We start from the raw sequence: 16,004 nt of genomic DNA, 5'->3' as shown, positions 1-16,004 counted from the left end.
TCGCCTGAGGCCACAGATCGAAAAGCTTCGCTAAGCGTTGTCACTTCAGGAGTTCTTTCAGTTCTTCCAGACCCTGAGCGATCGCGGATTCAAGGGATTCCAGGTCGGCAATGATCCCAGCCGGTTCCTTGTGGTCGATGTCTGCGTGCTCAACTTCTTTGTATCTGTTGAGGGAAAGGTCATAGCCGTTGTCGGCGATCTCGGACTTGGAGACGAGGAAGGACTGCTCCGTCCGCGCCCGGTCGGCCTCCGTAGTCGTCCGCTGCTGCCAGCGGGATAGGACATCGTCGAGGTCGGAGTTTTCCACCGGAGTGCGCTTGTCGTCGAGACTGAAACCGTCCGAGCTCACGTCGTAGAACCAGACGTTGTCGGTGCCACCGGAGTTGGTCTTGGTGAAGAACAGGATCGCCGTGGAGACCCCGGCATACGGTTTAAACACGCCGGAGGGGAGTTTGACCACGCCGTCGAGCTTGTGGTCCTCGACGAGCATTTTTCGCAGTGCCTTGTGCGCAGTGGACGAGCCGAACATCACGCCGTCGGGCACAATGACCGCCGCCCGGCCGCCGGGCTTGAGCAGCCTCAGGAACAGGGCCAGGAAGAGCAGCTCGGTCTTTTTGGTCTTGACAAGTGAGAGCAGGTCCTTGGCGACGTTCTCGTAGTCCAGGCTGCCGGCGAAGGGAGGGTTGGCGAGGACGACATCATATTTTTCCTCCTCGGTCCCATGCAGGTCGGCCAGTGAATCCCGGTAGGTGATGTCCGAGTTTTCTACCCCGTGGAGGAGCATATTCATGGAGCCGATGCGGAGCATGGTGCTATCGAAGTCGTAGCCGTGAAACTGACTGTGGTGGAAGAAACGGCTCTGGTCGGCGTTGGTGAGCAGGTTTGGGTTGTTCTGCCGGAGGTATTCGCCGGCCTGGACGAGGAACCCAGCGGTGCCGGCGGCCGGGTCGCAGATGGCCTCCAGCGGCTGTGGCGCTGTCATCTTCACCATGAGATCGATGATGTGGCGGGGCGTCCGGAACTGTCCATTCGTTCCGGCCGAGGCGATCTTGCCGAGCATGTATTCGTAGAGGTCGCCCTTCGTGTCTCGCTCGTCCATGGGGATCTCATCGATGATGTCCACGACTTTTTCTAGCAGCCCGGCGTTGGGGATGGTGAAGCGGGCGTCCTTCATGTGCTGGGCGTAGGAGGATTCCTCGCCGTTGGCCAACTGGACCAAACCGGTGCGCAGGAACGGGAAGATGTGCTCGGCGAAGACGGTGAACATCTCGTCGCGAGAAAAGTTCTTGAACCTGCTCCAGCGGAAGTCCTGGTACGAGCGACCCTTCTCATCCAGGCCCACGGGAAAGACCGGGTTTTGGACCGGCCTGCCGGTGCGGTTGGCCTTGTTCTCCGCTCGGGTCTGGTTCTCGTCCAAGCGCTTCAGGAAGAGCAGGTACGTGATCTGTTCGATCACTTCCAGAGGATTGGAGATGCCGCCGGTCCAGAACGCGTTCCAGACCTTGTCTACCTGAGATTTGATTTCGCCTGTTATCACCGTTCGAGTTTAGTGGGCTGTGGGCGGAACGTCGGTCAACCCGGCAGTCTGTCTATCAACGCAGAACAGCATCCCTCCGTAGAACCTTCCGACGTCGGCATCATCGCCAAGAAGAGCTCGGCTGAGGGCAGGAGTCGTTTGCCCAGTGGCAGAGGATAAATCGCGACCTGGGCGTTCGGCGGAAATCGGCGTGGGAACTAGCATGTCCAAGTGACTAAAAACGGGAAGCCGACGACATTCATCGCTCGTGAGCAAGTGTCGAGCACAACACAGGTGAAAGTCTGGGCCCGCGCCGCAGGGCGGTGCACACTGTGCGCCCGGTCGGTCTTAGACAGTCGTTCCTTTTTTCACACAGTGTTGACGGGCCAGATGGCCCACAACGTAGGTGCAACAGCTACCGACGGGTCCCCAAGAAGCTCCTCAGACTTGTCCTTGAAGGACAGGAGCCTGGAGGGCAATCTGCTGCTGCTCTGTCCAGACTGTCACAGGATGATCGACGATAAGGTCAACGAAGGCCTTTACACTCAGGAACTGCTGGAGGCTAAGAAATCCGAACATGAAATGCGTGTGGCCAAGGCGACGAACTTTGAAATTCTACGCAGAACCATGGTGGTCACGACCAGAAGCCGGATCCGGGGAACAAACACCGCGATCTCCGAAAGGGAGGTCGCCGAAGCCATGGTGGATGCTGGGCTGGTTGTTCACGTCAACGATGGCCGGCCCGTCCACATCGTCATTAAGTTCGATGACGATGAGCAGGACCCCTGGGTATGGGATCGGGGTATGAAGCAGATCCGGGACGCCCTCGAAGAACTTAAACATACCGGCGAGGACGGCAAAGTAGATCACGTATCGCTGTTCCCACTCGCACCGATTCCGTTATTGGTGTACTTGGGGTCCAGGCTAGATGACAAGCTGTCCGTAAGTCTGTTCGACCGCCACCGTGGGGGTCAGCGGAACGTATGGTGTTGGCCCAAGCAGCCCGGGGCATCCCCAACCTTTCAAGTGCTGAAGCAGAGTTCCCCCGGCTCGGAAACGGAAGTCGTGGCGGCAGTGTCCGTATCAGGATCAATCTCGCATGGAGACCTCCCCGGGGATCTTTCATCAATGCCACTAATTACGCTGTCCCCGATGACAGGAAGTCCCGCCCCGGGGCTCATAGGTAGCGAGGACACCCTTGATGCGTTCTCCCAAGCATGGCGGCAACTGCTCGCCGAAGTCGAAGCGCATTGGCCGCGGGCAACACGACTCCATGTAATCGCCGCCGTTCCCGCTAGCGCCGCAATTCGCATGGGCCAGCACCGTATGAGAGACGTTCACCCCGGTTTCATTGTGTACCAACGGACGGACACCGGCACATATTCAGCCACACCGGAAATCCAGGGCTAGCGGTAGGGAGTCCCAAGCCACTAACCCCCGATAAGTGGCTCCATCGGCCAGCAACTTGGCGTGCTCAAGTCAGGACAGGGTTTGGTCGCAGGAACCCTGGGTCGTTCCTAGGCGGCGCCAAGAGGCAAAAAGACGTGTGGTCGGCTGTTGGCGGCATGGGGCAAGGATATGACGTGCGTCCCCGACGGTGTCGTTGCAGATTGCATGTGCTTTCCCAACAAACTAGTGAGTACGGCTGCCACTGCAGCGAGGTCGGCCGCAGAACCATGGAACGTCGGGACAGAACATCCCCTTGTCGGGATGAGTTCGGCTCCATCCTCAGGCTCCTGCCACAGCTTGTGGAAGGCCTCTAGGTCCGCATCCGCCTTGATCGCTAGCCCCGCCATGTCATCTAAAGTCGATGGGGGCAGCGACGAGCCTGGTGTACAGACGTTGAGGAGTCCCAAAGTTCCGGTAGCGGCATCGGTCGCGACCTGCGCGATAATCGCTTTGCGTTCAGATTGTGCCGCTAGGACATCGAGAACCTGTGTGATTGCGTTGCTCACGGTGGCATCGATGATGATGTCTGCCGCCAAACAGTCTGTGAAGCTTTCCGGGATGGCCCCACCAGCCACTTCGACTGATAGATCGTCCCGAATATCTTGGACCCGGACAGCTAGCGCTTCTGCCTTAGTATGACCGACGTCTCCCTCAGCGTAGTTTTGCCTGACCAAGAGGCCTCCGCTGATGACGCCGGGGTCGCAGAGCGTTATGCGCGCTACCCCAGCGCGCGCGACGAACTCCGCTATCCATGATCCGAGCCCGCCGCATCCCCATACATGGACAGACTTACCCAGAAAGCCACTGACGGGTCGACTCTGGTCGCGGCGGGTGGTGACTTCGTGCCGTTCGTCAGACATCCTGCACCATTCGACGTCGATCCTGTTCCTAAGCTTCGTGGTATCTAAGGTGATGGCTGTGCCTTGAATTCGGGCGACGTCCCTCAACGCTTCGGCGGCAGCTGAGGGCAAGCGCCCACCTAGCAAATGGGGCGCTCCCCCGCCTGGGTGAGGGACGCAGAAGACAAAGTACTGCGCAGATCCTTCTGGGTTCCTCAGTGCACACGCGGCGAGGGTACTAACGAACGCATCCGACTTCTTTCCACCGACTGAACCGTTCCGGTCGCCCCATTTGAGGTACGGATTGTCAATCAGAGAAAGCAGGTCAACGAGGGACGAGGAGGCTCCTAGAGGCAGTGCCGAATCCAGCCTGAATACCGGCGTTCTCAGGCCCACCTCGTGGGTCGAAAACGTCAGATCCAAACGGTGGGAAGACCGCTCGACGAGGCGTGCCACCTGGTGGGTTTCAAGAGGACCGCCTTCCCGGAACACTATTGTCGGCGTCCCGACAGACTGGTGCAGAATGCCACCGACAGCGTGGTACATGGACGTTTTCGGATCAAATCGGCCTCCTGCCGCTTCTTCGAGCCAGCCCCAGAGACGGTTAAGCAACCCAGCCATGCCGAGTGATGGATGCCATTCGCGAGACGGGTCTAGGAAAAGGCATAGGCGGCGCCCCTGAAGGACGTGCGGAAAACCGATAAAGCGAAGATGTTTGACGTCGACATTGGGTGGCGACAGAGCGGAACTGCCTATGCGTATGACGAATTCCTCGTCACTGCGTAGTTGCAATCCGTTTGGCTCCTGCAGCAACCCGCCGGTGTTTAAACCGATGGTTACGACCGCGTCGCCCCCTGCTTCGAGTCTTGGTTGTCCTGCAACGCGAATTTCACCCGGCTGCATCCTACTGAGTTCCTTGAGTTCAGCTAGGAGCTGCCGCTGCCATTGGGAGAAGATCGGTCGGCGGCGCTTTGTCATCCAGCACGGCCTGACCGGGCGACGGAGGACGCCGCGGTCACTGTCGTGGTGGGAAACTTTGCGCTGTTAGCGGCAGCTAGGGGCGCTTTGAAGCCGTCACCGAAGATCCCCTGCCAGAGTTTGACGCTCTTGTCCTTGTCAACTTCCAGATAAGCCGTTTTAACTTCCGCTGCGTGCGCATGGACGCGGTCCCTGAAGTAGCTGTATGTCGACTGTGTCCATCGGTGATCGAAGGTAACCCCCGACCCCGACGGATCGGCAATGCTCGGTTTGGCTGGGCGCGCCTGAAGCCACACGTCAAGATCGCCGAGGACATGAAGTAGGGTAGTCGGAACGTCAGCGTAGTAGCCAGGATCCAACAATTCACTGACCTCCGAAACTTGGGAGCCAAGCAACGTGGTCAGCAGGATGGAGCGCGTCCCAGTAAACGAATTCTTGTGATCGCGGAGATACTTCATCAGGCGGATGACTTTTCGGAGGTTGCCGTTGGCGATGGCGTCCTTAGACCGCATCCAATCTGTGAAGCCCTGCGGATCAGTTTGCTCCCAATTGTTTGCGTCACGGTTCACAATGACTTCCCGACCGTCGGTCAACTTCAGATGCGGGACTATATCGACGTGCATAGAGTTCGCGTACCCAACCCGGACGCAGCGGCATTTCCGTGTGTGAGGCATGTTTCCGTAAATGCTGTGGCGGTGGATTGCGGCATAAACCTGATCAACATATGTGCTGGGGTTGCCAGCCCAATCAGGGTTTTCCTTCATGTTGAGCATGAAATCGGCATCGAACTCGTTAGTTCCCACCGGTTCAATGATCGTGCGATGAGCCCAAGAGCCCTGAGGGGACTTTCCGGTCACAAGAGAGCCGACTAAAGCGTCGTTCTTGAGGGCCTTGTAGATCGCATTGACCCGTTGATCGAGGAGGTCCAACTTCACCTGTCCCAGATTGACAGTGTCTTTCAAGAGAACGTTGAAATGGCCGGCTAGCTGCAAGGTATCTCTCCATCGACGAGGTTACTTTTTAGTAAGTGGTTGGTGCGCGAGTGGCTTCCTGTTGACAGTTCCGGCCCACCGCGCGTGGCTACGCGGAATTTCCTTGAATCGCTCCAAATTCCGATGCGATCAACCCAGTGTCGGGCTCAAACATTTACCGAGGAATAGAGGACGGAAGCTGGAGCAATTTGGCCAGGCTTGAATGAAGCGCTTGTCGCTGGCGCTCATAGCGCGGTTCCTCCAACAATGCCTGCATCACTCGGCGGTATTCGGAGGAAGTTGGAGCGAAGGGTCAAGTTGAACAGAATTAGTTCCGCTAGCTCCGAATCTCACCCCTGTTGCGTCGTATGGACGAGCTCTACCGGAACGGAACCTCACACCCCACTCACGCCTAACGCGGCGCCACTGATGAAGGCCACAGCACTCCGTGGACTCATGCGCCAAAGGCCAAAGTGGCCAAGCGACCTCTGTCGGCCAAGATAGTTGGCACCGTGCCAATCTCTGTGTCACGGCGCCAACTATCTCGTCAGTTGTGCCAACAAAGTCGTCAACTCACAAATGCTCAGATACGAGGCTGTTTTTGCTCAGATGCTGCAAAATTGCTCAGTTAGGTCGGAGTCTCACAGAAGGCTAGAAGTCCCAGTCGTCATCCTCGGTGTTAACAGCTTTGCCAATCACGTACGAGGAACCCGACCCGGAGAAGAAGTCGTGGTTCTCGTCAGCGTTCGGCGACAGGGCCGACAGGATCGCCGGGTTCACGTCGGTGACCGAGGCCGGGAACATGGCCTCGTAGCCCAGGTTCATCAGCGCCTTGTTGGCGTTGTAGTGCAGGAACTTCTTGACGTCCTCGGCCAGGCCAACGGAGTCGTAGAGATCGTGCGTGTACTGGACTTCGTTCTCGTACAGCTCGAAGAGCAGCTCGAATGTGTAGTCCTTGATTTCCTGCCGGCGTTCCTCGGAAACCTTCTCCAGGCCCTTCTGGAACTTGTAGCCGATGTAGTAGCCGTGCACTGCCTCGTCGCGGATGATCAGGCGGATCAGGTCAGCGGTGTTTGTCAGCTTGGCCCGTGAGGACCAGTACATGGGCAGGTAGAAGCCCGAGTAGAACAGGAAGCTTTCCAGCAGGGTGGAGGCAACCTTGCGCTTGAGGGGATCGTCACCCTGGTAATAATCCATCACGATCTGCGCCTTCTTCTGAAGGTTCACGTTCTCGGTGGACCAGCGGAAGGCTTCGTCGATTTCCTTGGTGGAAGCCAGCGTGGAGAAGATCGACGAATAGCTCTTGGCGTGCACGGACTCCATGAACGCGATGTTCGTGTAGACCGCTTCTTCGTGCGGGGTAATCGCATCGGGGATGAGCGAGACAGCGCCGACGGTTCCCTGGATGGTGTCCAGCAGGGTCAGTCCGGCGAACACGCGCATGGTGAGCTGCTGTTCCTGAGGTGTCAGCGTGGCCCACGACTGGATGTCGTTGGACAGCGGCACCTTCTCGGGCAGCCAGAAGTTGTTGACCAGTCGGTTCCAGACGTCAACGTCCTTGTCATCCTGGATGCGGTTCCAGTTGATGGCTTCCACGTGTGTCAGAAGCTTGACCTTCTCGGTCATGTCATCCCCTATGCGTTGGGTTGGGTCTTTATAAAGTGGAGCGTACGACGGCGGGCGGGCGCCCGCCGTCGTACCCTAAATTTAGTTGAATATTAAAGCATGCAGCTGACGCAGCCATCGACCTCCGTGCCCTCCAGCGCGAGCTGGCGGAGACGGATGTAGTAGATGGTCTTGATGCCCTTTTTCCAAGCGTAGATCTGGGCTTTGTTGATATCACGCGTGGTGGCGGTGTCCTTGAAGAACAGCGTCAGGGACAGGCCCTGGTCCACGTGCTGCGTTGCAGCGGCGTAGGTATCGATGACCTTCTCGAAGCCGATCTCGTACGCATCCTGGTAGTACTCCAGGTTGTCGTTGGTGAGGTACGGAGCCGGGTAGTACACGCGGCCCAGCTTGCCTTCCTTGCGGATCTCGATCTTGGACGCCACCGGGTGGATCGAGGACGTGGAGTTGTTGATGTAGGAAATCGAGCCCGTGGGCGGCACAGCCTGGAGGTTCTGGTTATAGATACCATGCTCCATGACGGACGCCTTCAGTTCACGCCAGTCATCCTGGGTAGGAATGTGGATGCCCTCGAACATCTCCGCAACCTTGGCAGTCTGGGGAACCCATTCCTGGTTGGTGTACTTGTCGAAGAATTCACCCGAGGCGTACTTGGAGCGCTCAAAGCCGCCAAACGTCTGGCCCGTCTTGATGGCCAACCGGTTGGAAGCGCGGATCGCGTGGAACACCACTGAGTAGAAGTAGATGTTGGTGAAATCCAGGCCCTCTTCGGAGCCATAGTGGACGCGTTCCCGCGCCAGGTACCCGTGCAGGTTCATCTGGCCCAGGCCAATGGCGTGGCTCTGGTCGTTGCCTCGCGCAATCGAGGGCACCGAGGTGATGTTGGACATGTCCGACACTGCCGAGAGGGACCGGATGGCTGTCTCGATGGTCAGGCCAAAGTCCGGCGAATCCATGGTCTTCGCAATGTTCAGCGAGCCCAGGTTGCAGGAGATGTCCTTGCCGGTCTCCGCGTAGGAGAGGTCATCGTTGTACTTGGTGGGCGCCGAGACCTGGAGGATCTCCGAGCACAGGTTGGACATGATGATCTTGCCGTCAATCGGGTTTTCCCGGTTTACGGTGTCCTCGAACATGATGTACGGGTAGCCGGACTCGAACTGGATCTCGGCGAGCGTCTGGAAGAACTCACGCGCCTTGATCTTGGTCTTCTTGATCCGCGAGTCATCGACCATCTCGTAGTACTTCTCTGTGACCGAGACGTCGGAGAACGGCATGCCGTAGACCTTCTCGACGTCGTACGGAGAGAACAGGTACATGTCCTCGTCCCGCTTGGCCAGCTCAAAGGTGATGTCCGGAACCACGACGCCGAGCGAGAGGGTCTTGATGCGGATCTTCTCGTCCGCATTTTCCCGCTTGGTGTCCAGGAACCGGTAGATGTCCGGGTGGTGGGCGTGCAGGTACACGGCACCGGCGCCCTGGCGGGCACCGAGCTGGTTCGCGTAGGAGAAGCTGTCCTCGAGGAGTTTCATCACGGGGATAACACCGGAGGACTGGTTCTCGATCTGCTTGATCGGGGCACCAACCTCGCGGATGTTGGTCAGCGCGAACGCCACACCGCCGCCACGCTTGGAGAGCTGGAGCGCAGAGTTGATGGACCGGCCAATCGACTCCATGTTGTCTTCAATACGCAGCAGGAAGCAGGAGACCAGCTCACCACGCTGACGCTTGCCAGCGTTGAGGAACGTGGGGGTTGCAGGCTGGAAACGGCCCTCGATGATCTCATCGACCATCTGCAGGGCAAGCTGCTCATCGCCACGGGCCAGGTGCAGGGCAACCATGCACACACGGTCCTCGTAGCGCTCCAGGAAACGCTTGCCGTCAAAGGTCTTCAGCGTGTAGGAGGTATAGAACTTGAAAGCGCCCAGGAAGGTTTCAAAACGGAACTTCTTGCTGTAGGCGCGCTTGTAGAGCTCGCGGACAAAGTTCATTGTGTACTGGTCAAGCGTCTCGCGCTCGTAGTACTCGTTCTTCACCAGGTATTCGAGCTTCTCTTCCAGGTCATGGAAGAACACGGTGTTGTTGTTCACGTGCTGCAGGAAGTACTGGTGTGCCGCCTCGCGGTCAGCGTCGAACTGGATCTCACCGTTAGGACCGTACAGATTCAGCATCGCGTTCAGCTCGTGGTAGCCCAGGCCCTTGTAGGCAGCAGGCATCCCAGCTTTGTCTGCGGCGGCTGCCGGGAGTGAGTCGACTCCCCCGGTGGCTAGGTCTGAGTCTGCGACTGTCGTGTCCAAAACGTCTCCAATCCGTGAATCACCCGAGTGACATCCTCGGGCGTTCCCATGAGTTCAAATCTATAAAGGTGGGGGACTTTGCATTTCGCGGCAATGATGTCCGCGGCCATGCAGTAGTTGTCCCCGAAGTTTGTGTTGCCCGCCCCGATCACACCGCGGATCAGTTCCCGGTTCCGTGGTTCATTGAGGAACCGGATGACCTGCTTGGGCACTGATCCCTCGCCCCCAGTTCCCCCGTATGTGGGAAGAACCAGGACAAAGGGCTCCGTAGCGATCAAGGGAGCATCCCTGGCGTACAACGGAAGCCGGGCAAAATCTATGCCCAGCTTCCGGACAAACTTGAGGGTGTTCTCTGATGATGAGGAAAAACAGATCAGCGAGCTGTCCGTGATCTCGGCATGGACCGTCAGTGGTGCCACGGTATCTACCTCGGTTCAGTGCTGGGGTGGTTCTGGGTGGAGCGTGTTGCTGTGAAGTATGTGGCGGTACTCAGGCTACGGAGGAGACCGCGGACTCGGCGAGTTCCGCGATCTTGTCCGGGCGGAATCCGGACCAGTGATCCTGGTCCGTCACCACAACGGGTGCCTGCATGTAGCCCAGGCTCTTCAGGCGCTCGAGGGCCTCTGCATCCTGGGAAATATCAACGCTCTGGTAGGCGATGCCCTTTTTATCCAGCGCGCGGTACGTCGCGTTGCACTGAACGCATGCCGGCTTTGTGTAAACCGTGACGGTCATGATCCCAAACCCCTTTAGTAAGTCTTTTTCTGTAGCTGGAGGTCCCGGGTTTTCACGCCCTGCTCCAGCTGTTGCCCGGTTCGCCCGGCACGTTCTGCCGGTTGCGTCCTGGGACGATATATGCACTTGAACGGACGGCTTCTTTCTCGTGCCTAATCCGTAAGTTGATACTACATCTAGTGCAGGGTGACCGTGGCGACCCCTAGATGATGTATTACAAGTATGTCATTCTGTGCACTTTTAATCCACAGGTCCTGGGTCCTTAAAGCACCGGATTTCCGCAGTTTAAGGTGTGTTCATCCACACCCTGTGGAGGAGTTCCCCACATTTTTGCCGCCTGCGTGTCGCGCCCGGCGGCGTGTCGCGCCATGGGGTGTGGATCGTGAGTCAGGCCACGCTTGGATGCGGTCCCGACGGCGCCCGGCGCGCGTCGGGTGCCCCGCCAGGGCGTCTTCGGGGACTTAAAGCACACTGCCCCGCACATCCTTTGCTGGGCGGACCAGCAAAGCATGTGCGGGGCAGCGTGCGGGCAGGAAAGGCCGACTGGCAGGCGGACCGCTTGGCCAGCCCACCGGATGTCCTAGAGGGCTTCCGGCTTCCGGCAGAGGATCTGTTCAACCCCCATGCGGCCTTCCGCGAAGCTGCGAAGGGCACCCACCAGGTAGAGCCGCCAGACGCGCACCACTTCGGCGCCCATCATGGCCTCGGCCCTGTCCTGGTTTTCCTCAAAGGTGGCGTACCAGGCTTCGAGGGTGCGGACGTAGTGCCTGCGCATCCCCTGCACACCTTCAACCTCCAGGCCAGCATCCTCTAGGAAGGACAGGGTCTCCCCCACCGGCCGCATGTGCATGTCCGGGGCGATGAACGATTCGATGAAGGGTCCGCCACCGGGATGTTTGCCGCGACGGGACATTTGCTGCACCAGTACCTTGCCGCCGGGGACCAGGTTCTTGAACAGTGCGTTCGCGTACACAGGGTAGTTCTTCTGGCCCACGTGCTCGCCCATTTCAAGGGAGGCAACGGCGTCGAAGGGGCCATCCGGAATCTCCCGGTAATCCTGGACCCGGATCTCCACCCGATCCGCCAGGCCATATTCCTTGATCCGGGCGTCGATGAAGGCCTTCTGCTCCACGGACAGGGTTACGCCAACCACCGTGGCACCGTAGTAGCGTGCGGCGTGCAGGCTCAGGGAGCCCCAGCCACAACCAACGTCAAGCATGCGCATCCCTGGCTGCAGGCCAATCTTGCGGCACACCAGATCCAGCTTGTCTCGCTGGGCATCCTCCACGCCGTAGGACGCTCCTGCCTCGCCAGCGGAGCCGGAAGCACGTTCCGCCAGTCCGGCAAAGTTCACGTCGTCACCGCGGTCCGTCCAGTAGCCGCTGGAGTAGGCCATCTGCGGATCAAGGATGAGTTCATAAAAATCGTTGCTGAGGTCATAGTGGTGGCTGATGGCAGCTCGATCCCGCAGGAGGCTGTGCAGCCGGCCTTTGACCTTGGCCTGCGTCACGGGCGGCGCGGGTGGAGTGCCCAGCGCACCAGCGGCACGGGCAATCTTCGCAACGCCAGCAAGGACAGCGGGGGTGGGCCGGATGCCGGAAAGCTTCCGCCGCCGGATAACCTCCCACAGCTGTTCCAGCGTCGAGTTCAGGTCGCCGTCAATGTCAAGCTCGCCGGTCACGTAGGCCTGCGCGGCACCGAGCTCACCCGGTGCCCAGAGCAGGCGCCGGATGGCGTTGGGGCTGTTGAGCCGGACCACCGGAGCGTTGACCGGGCCTGCCTCGGAGCCGTCCCAGACTTTCAGGCGGACCGGAAGATCCCCGCCCACCATGGGGCGCAGGACCTCGGCAATGGTCCCTGCTAGCGCCGGGCTCATGCGCTGGCTCCGAGTGAAGGCACCGGCTTCCGGCTGTCCAGCACAATTTGCTGCACATTCAGATAACCCGAGGCAAAACCTGCCCGGGAGTAGCAGAGGTAGAACAGCCACATGCGCTGGAAGATTGCGTCGAAGCCGAGTTCGCGGACTTCGTCCTGCCGGCCCATAAAGCGTTCTTCCCACAGCCGGAGCGTTTCGGCATAGTGCTCACCAAAGGCCGTGCGTTCGCGGACCTGGAGTCCGGTCTGCTTCTCCGTGATTTCCTCGATGGCACGGACCGAGGGGATGACGCCGCCCGGGAAAATGTACTTGTGCACCCAGGTGTATCCGGTGCGGGTAGCCAGGAGGCGATCGTGGGCAATGGTGATGGCCTGGATGGCCACCTTGCCGCCCGGAGCCAGGACCCGCTCGATCGTCTGGAAGTAGGTGGCCCAGTACTGGTACCCCACAGCCTCGATCATTTCAACCGACACAATGGCGTCGTATTCACCTTCCACTGCGCGGTAGTCCTTGAGGTCAATCGTGACAGCATCCGCGTAGCCGGCATCTGCCACCCGCTTACGGGCCAGTTCCTGCTGCTCGCTGGAGAGGGTCACCGAGTAGACGGTGGCGCCGCGGGCAGCCGCACGCAGTGCCAGCTCACCCCAGCCGGTCCCGATCTCCAGTACGCGGGTTCCGGGACCGACGGCGGCCTTGTCCAGCAGCCTGTCAATCTTTGCCTGCTGGGCGGCAGCGAAGCCGTCCCAGGCCATGTCCTTCACGGCGCTTCCCGAAGCGGGGAACAGCGCACTGGAGTAGGACATGGTGTCGTCAAGGAACGTGGCAAAAAGCTCGTTGGAGAGGTCGTAGTGCCGCGAGATGTTGGAGCGGGTGTTCTCCTCCGTGTTGCGCTCCTTGCGGGGCTGTCGCGGAAGGAAGAGGGCGCGCATCTTCTGCAGTGGTTCCGGAATCAACGTCCCGGCGCGGGAGGCGAAAACCTCCATGACTGCCGTGAGGTCCTCGGCATCCCAGTCGCCAGCCATGTACGCCTCACCGAGGCCAATCAGGCCGCCGTGGCCCATGCGCCGGGCGAAGTCATCGGGCCGGTTGATGGTCATCACTGGAGCACCGGCGGGTGCTGTTCCCAGGACCTTCCCGTCGGGGTATCGCACCTCAAGGGGCAGGCCGCGGATAGCCGTGCGGAAGATTCCCTGGGCAATGCGGGCGGCAACACCGGCCTTGAAGCCTCCGGGAACAGTGGCGATGCCCGGCCAGATCTCAGCATCGATCACGGCAGGCGGCTGCGGAACCGTGTATGGGACCCCGCCCTGCGGGGTGGGGGGTGCGACGGCGGGAGTCTTCTGGTTCTCCTCTATGGCGTGGGCGGCGGAGGCGGCCCTGTCCGCAGGCCGTCCGGCCGCGGATCCGTTTGCTTCGGTCATAGTCACTGAACTGCCTCCTGGGAAGGGTGGTGTGGTCTTTTGATGATGGGAAGCCGGCGAGCCCACAGCCGGATTCCCTGCCAATGGATCTGGACAACCGCCCGAAGCGGTGCCAGTGGGACGGCCGCCGCGGCGCGGAGGACGTTGGTTGTGGTTGCCGGGCTGCGGGATCCGTCCATGGTGGCCACGAAGGGTTTCTGCCCCTCGCGTTCCAGGACGATCGCCACGGCCAGACGATCTGTCGGTTCCGGCAGTTTCATCCGGTACTGCCCCGACACATCGTTGAAAGGCGAAACGTAAAACTCCTTGGGGACACTGGCCCGGCCGCGCTCGTCGGTTTCCAGAACGTAGCAGTGGCGCTCACCGTAGGTGTTATGCACCTCGGCTATCACGCACTGGAGCTCACCACCGGGCCTGTGGCACCAGAACAGCGTCAGCGGATTGAACACGTGGCCCAGCACCCTTGCGCTGGTGAGCATGGTGATCCGGCCGCCGTCGACGTCGAACCCCCGGGCCCGGAGGAACGTCTCGACGTTGCCGCGGAAGCTCCCCTGCGGATCACCCAGATGGTCGGAGACCCGGAATCCGGCCAGCGGCCGGAGGAACGCGGGCAACTGCGGGAGATGGTCGACGTCGACAAACCAGCTGTAGCTCCGGTACGTAAAGGCATTTCTCAGTGGTGAGGTGCGGACGTGGGCAATAGAGGTCCGGTAGATGGCTGCGGATGTGCTCATCGGCCCTCCGTGGCCTGGGCCAACTCAGACGCCGTGGCTGGCGCTTCCCAATCCCGGCCCAGCTTCTGGGCAGCCTTGAGTCCGGAGAGTGCGCCATCTTCATGGAATCCCCATCCGAGATAGGCGCCAGCAAACACAAAGCGGTTGTCCCCCAGAGCCGCAATGAGCTTCTGGGCCCTGAGTGACTCCGGGGTGTACTGCGGGTGCTCGTAGACCATCCGGTCCAGCACGGTGGACTCGCCAATCAGGTCTGATTCGCCGAGGCTCACCAGGTAGGAGCTGCCATCTGCGGGGCTGAGCCGCTGCAGGCGTGTGAGGTCGTAACTGACCAGGACGCGGTCTGGGCGGGCATCGCAACCGGGCAGGCGGTAGTTCCAGGAGGCCCGGGCATTCTGTGCGGCAGGCATGACTGCCCTGTCCTGGTGGAAAACTGTGTGGTTGACCGAGTAGGGCATCCCCCTCAGTGCTGTCCTTTCAGCGTCGTCTGCGTCACTGAGGAAGCCGAGCGCCTGGCCCGGGTGGGTGGCAATCACCACGGCGTCGAAGTGTTCGATGCCCGCTGCTGTGGTGATCTCGACGCCGTCTGCCGTGCGGCGGAGCCCGCTCACCGGGGAGTCGAGGCGGATGTCATCCAGGCGTGCTGCCAGCTTGTCCACATAGGAGCGGGAGCCCCCGGAGACGGTGCGCCACTGCGGCGATCCCTTGACGCCCAGCAGTCCGTGGTGGCCGAGGAAGGTGAAGAGGTAGCGGGCGGGATACGCCAGTGATGTGGTGGGGTCGCTGGACCAGACGGCACTGACAATGGGTGTCATGAAGTGGGAAATGAAGTAGGGGCTGAACTTTTCCCGTTCCAGGAACTCCCCCAGTGTCATGTCTGCCTCGCCACCTGGCGCTGTTGATTCCTCGGCGGCCAGCAGTGCCTGCGCCTTGCGGTAGAACTTGAGGACCTCCAGGAGCATCCGGAGATAGCGGCCGCGGAGCAGGGTACGTGGGGTAGGGATGAGTCCCCGCACACCATCACGTGCGCCGGCATATTCGAGGCCGCAGCCATCACAGCGGATGGACATGGACATCTCCGAGTCCTGGGTTTCCACGCCAAGTTCGGCAAAAAGCCGCAGAAGTGTGGGGTAGGTCCGTTCGTTGTGCACAATGAAGCCTGTGTCAACGCCCAGTGTTGAGCCGTCCGCCTGGGGGACGTCGTGGGTGTGGGCGTGTCCGCCCAGCCGGCTGTCGGCTTCGAAGACCGTGACGGTGTCGCGACGGTTCAGCACGTGGGCCGCGGTGAGGCCTGCCACGCCACTGCCAATAACGGCAATACGCCGACCCGCTGCCATGCCTGCTGCGTCTGTCACGAAACGTCTCCTGAAGATAGGTTTCCGGGCTGACACCTGGAAACGATAGTTGGTGCGTTGATCTCATCACTCATTCGGAGCAGCATGTCTGCTGGATGGGTTGGCACAGCGCCCCTGTCCCGCCCTTGACGCCCACAATAACGCCCACGCATGCCAGAATGAATCCGGGCCGCGGATGGGCATGTTCATCCCTTACTCTGCAGCGCACCCGTT

The 16,004-nt window shown here is 60.2% G+C and carries 12 protein-coding genes; 1 reads left to right on the top strand and 11 read right to left on the bottom strand.

Annotated elements, in window-relative coordinates; genetic code table 11:
- Positions 1-40: 40 nt before the first annotated feature.
- Complete coding sequence (locus tag QMG79_RS05495; protein WP_283537579.1) at positions 41-1,537, bottom strand: type I restriction-modification system subunit M; 1,497 nt, start codon at positions 1,535-1,537, stop codon at positions 41-43.
- A 489-nt stretch (positions 1,538-2,026) separates the two neighbouring features.
- On the opposite strand from QMG79_RS05495, the gene QMG79_RS05490 reads away from it, so the two are divergent.
- A complete protein-coding gene (locus QMG79_RS05490) occupies positions 2,027-2,926 on the top strand; it encodes an SAVED domain-containing protein (RefSeq protein ID WP_283537578.1) in 900 nt (299 codons plus the stop codon).
- Positions 2,927-3,033: 107 nt separating this feature from the next.
- Here QMG79_RS05490 and QMG79_RS16630 read toward each other — a convergent pair whose 3' ends face one another.
- From QMG79_RS16630 to QMG79_RS05435, 10 genes are all read right to left on the bottom strand, one after another.
- On the bottom strand, positions 3,034-4,707 hold the full coding sequence (locus QMG79_RS16630) for a ThiF family adenylyltransferase (protein ID WP_502934716.1): 1,674 nt from the start codon (positions 4,705-4,707) through the stop codon (positions 3,034-3,036).
- Positions 4,708-4,778: 71 nt separating this feature from the next.
- Positions 4,779-5,774 carry an SMODS domain-containing nucleotidyltransferase gene (locus QMG79_RS05475; protein ID WP_283537577.1) on the bottom strand — a complete coding sequence of 332 codons (996 nt, stop codon included), beginning with the start codon at positions 5,772-5,774 and terminating at the stop codon, positions 4,779-4,781.
- A 630-nt stretch (positions 5,775-6,404) separates the two neighbouring features.
- Entirely contained in the window at positions 6,405-7,379 is a 975-nt protein-coding gene (gene nrdF / locus QMG79_RS05470) for a class 1b ribonucleoside-diphosphate reductase subunit beta (protein WP_283537576.1), read from the bottom strand.
- Between the two features lie 92 nt (positions 7,380-7,471).
- Positions 7,472-9,592 (bottom strand): class 1b ribonucleoside-diphosphate reductase subunit alpha, encoded by a 2,121-nt coding sequence (nrdE, locus tag QMG79_RS05465; RefSeq protein ID WP_283538006.1) that lies wholly within the window; start codon positions 9,590-9,592, stop codon positions 7,472-7,474.
- A gap of 50 nt (positions 9,593-9,642) precedes the next feature.
- The gene (nrdI, locus tag QMG79_RS05460) at positions 9,643-10,092 is read right to left on the bottom strand and encodes a class Ib ribonucleoside-diphosphate reductase assembly flavoprotein NrdI (RefSeq protein ID WP_283537575.1); all 450 of its coding nucleotides are present in this window, start codon (positions 10,090-10,092) and stop codon (positions 9,643-9,645) included.
- A gap of 70 nt (positions 10,093-10,162) precedes the next feature.
- Positions 10,163-10,408 carry a glutaredoxin-like protein NrdH gene (gene nrdH, locus QMG79_RS05455; RefSeq protein WP_283537574.1) on the bottom strand — a complete coding sequence of 82 codons (246 nt, stop codon included), beginning with the start codon at positions 10,406-10,408 and terminating at the stop codon, positions 10,163-10,165.
- 580 nt (positions 10,409-10,988) lie between these two features.
- Positions 10,989-12,284, bottom strand: coding sequence for an SAM-dependent methyltransferase (locus tag QMG79_RS05450; protein ID WP_283537573.1), 1,296 nt, complete (start codon positions 12,282-12,284; stop codon positions 10,989-10,991).
- Positions 12,281-13,711: an SAM-dependent methyltransferase gene (locus tag QMG79_RS05445; RefSeq protein WP_283537572.1), complete on the bottom strand. Its 1,431-nt coding sequence runs from the start codon at positions 13,709-13,711 to the stop codon at positions 12,281-12,283. Before QMG79_RS05445 ends, QMG79_RS05450 begins: the two co-directional genes overlap by 4 nt.
- Positions 13,708-14,439, bottom strand: a complete 732-nt coding sequence (locus QMG79_RS05440; RefSeq protein ID WP_283537571.1) for a DUF1365 domain-containing protein — start codon at positions 14,437-14,439, stop codon at positions 13,708-13,710. The genes QMG79_RS05445 and QMG79_RS05440 overlap by 4 nt, the downstream gene beginning before the upstream one ends.
- Positions 14,436-15,773, bottom strand: a complete 1,338-nt coding sequence (locus tag QMG79_RS05435) for an NAD(P)/FAD-dependent oxidoreductase (RefSeq protein WP_502934715.1) — start codon at positions 15,771-15,773, stop codon at positions 14,436-14,438. Before QMG79_RS05435 ends, QMG79_RS05440 begins: the two co-directional genes overlap by 4 nt.
- Between the last annotated feature and the right edge of the window lie 231 nt (positions 15,774-16,004).

Origin of the sequence: Pseudarthrobacter sp. PS3-L1 (assembly GCF_030063285.1) — a bacterium.
In the GTDB taxonomy this organism is placed as follows: domain Bacteria; phylum Actinomycetota; class Actinomycetes; order Actinomycetales; family Micrococcaceae; genus Arthrobacter.
Note: the sequence above shows the minus strand (reverse complement) of the source record. Positions and strands in the feature narration are given on the sequence as shown.

Coding starts and splice junctions, on each gene's coding strand:
- QMG79_RS05490 (WP_283537578.1), top strand. CDS start 2,027: ATGATCGACGATAAGGTCAACGAAGGCCTTTACACTCAGGAACTGCTG.
- QMG79_RS16630 (WP_502934716.1), bottom strand. CDS start 4,707: ATGCAGCCGGGTGAAATTCGCGTTGCAGGACAACCAAGACTCGAAGCA.
- nrdF (WP_283537576.1), bottom strand. CDS start 7,379: ATGACCGAGAAGGTCAAGCTTCTGACACACGTGGAAGCCATCAACTGG.
- nrdE (WP_283538006.1), bottom strand. CDS start 9,592: ATGCCTGCTGCCTACAAGGGCCTGGGCTACCACGAGCTGAACGCGATG.
- nrdH (WP_283537574.1), bottom strand. CDS start 10,408: ATGACCGTCACGGTTTACACAAAGCCGGCATGCGTTCAGTGCAACGCG.
- QMG79_RS05450 (WP_283537573.1), bottom strand. CDS start 12,284: ATGAGCCCGGCGCTAGCAGGGACCATTGCCGAGGTCCTGCGCCCCATG.
- QMG79_RS05440 (WP_283537571.1), bottom strand. CDS start 14,439: ATGAGCACATCCGCAGCCATCTACCGGACCTCTATTGCCCACGTCCGC.
- QMG79_RS05435 (WP_502934715.1), bottom strand. CDS start 15,773: ATGGCAGCGGGTCGGCGTATTGCCGTTATTGGCAGTGGCGTGGCAGGC.